We start from the raw sequence: 1,223 nt of genomic DNA, 5'->3' as shown, positions 1-1,223 counted from the left end.
TGATATGCTCCCCCTTAAGTAGACAGATAAAAAATAAAAATCTGTTTATCTAAGAGGGCGTTTTTATGTCACGAATAAAATATTCTAAAGCTGAAAAATTAGCTATTTTAGCTCTTTATAAAGATGGTCAGCATTCAATAGCTGATATTACTGCTAAATTTTCAATTGATCCTGGAACGATTAGAGACTGGAAAAGAAAGTATGAATTGAATGGTGAAGATGGTTTAACAGACGCAATCTCTTGGAAGTCGTATTCAAAAGAACTAAAATTGGCGGCCGTTAATGAGTATCTATCAGGACGTTATTCATTACATGAGGTCATTCAAAAATACGATATATCTAGTACTGCCGTTTTGGGAAAATGGATTAAAAAATATAATAGTCATAGAGAATTACATGATACGGGTAAAGGAATGACAAAATCTATGACAAATACAAGAAAAACAACATTAGAAGAACGAATTCAAATTGTAAACTACTGTCTACAGCATCAGAAAAACTATCAACTTACAGCCGAAGGCTATGGTGTTTCTTATCAACAAGTATACCAATGGGTCAAGAAGTTTGAGGCAAATGGTGAAGAGGCATTACAAGATCAACGAGGTCGAAAGAAAGAGGAATATGAATTAACAGTGGAAGAAAAATTTAAACTAGAAATGAAACGTTTAAAACGAGAAAATGAACGATTACGTGCTGAAAATGCTTTTTTTAAAAAGTTAGAGGAACTCGAAAGGAGGCGTCGTTAACAAGTATTCGTCTACAAAATAAATATAGAGCGATTCAAGATTTACATGCGAACGAAAATCTGTCAGTCATCCTTTTATGTGAAATTGCCGGTGTATCTCGTGCTGCCTATTACAAATGGCTACAGCGTACGCCAACAGCTAGAGAATTAGAAAATGAAGCGATTCTTCAAGATATTCAAGCGATTTATGAACAAGTAGGAGGCATTTATGGGTATCGAAGAATGAAATTAAATATTAATAGGAAATACCATAGAAAATTTAACCATAAACGTATTTATCGTTTAATGCACATCGCTGGATTACAGTCTGTGATTCGTCGGAAAAGAAAACGCTATGTTCCCTCAACTGCGCAATATGTCGCTGAAAATCGACTTAATCGTGAATTTACGGCAAGCAGACCTAATGAAAAATGGGTAACAGATGTCACAGAGTTCAAATTAAAAAGCGGAAGAAAAATATATTTAAGCGCTATTTTAG

2 protein-coding genes are annotated in these 1,223 nt (G+C 34.1%); both read left to right on the top strand.

The window, feature by feature from the left end; genetic code table 11:
• The first annotated feature begins 65 nt into the window (after positions 1–65).
• A complete protein-coding gene (locus AC1M36_RS28275; RefSeq protein WP_479846517.1) occupies positions 66–746 on the top strand; it encodes a transposase in 681 nt (226 codons plus the stop codon).
• Positions 747–751: 5 nt separating this feature from the next.
• A partial coding sequence (locus AC1M36_RS28270; RefSeq protein WP_479846518.1) for an IS3 family transposase occupies positions 752–1,223 on the top strand: 472 nt, incomplete at its 3' end.

The sequence above is a fragment of the Bacillus sp. Medicinal_06 genome (assembly GCF_056711665.1).
Note: the sequence above shows the minus strand (reverse complement) of the source record. Positions and strands in the feature narration are given on the sequence as shown.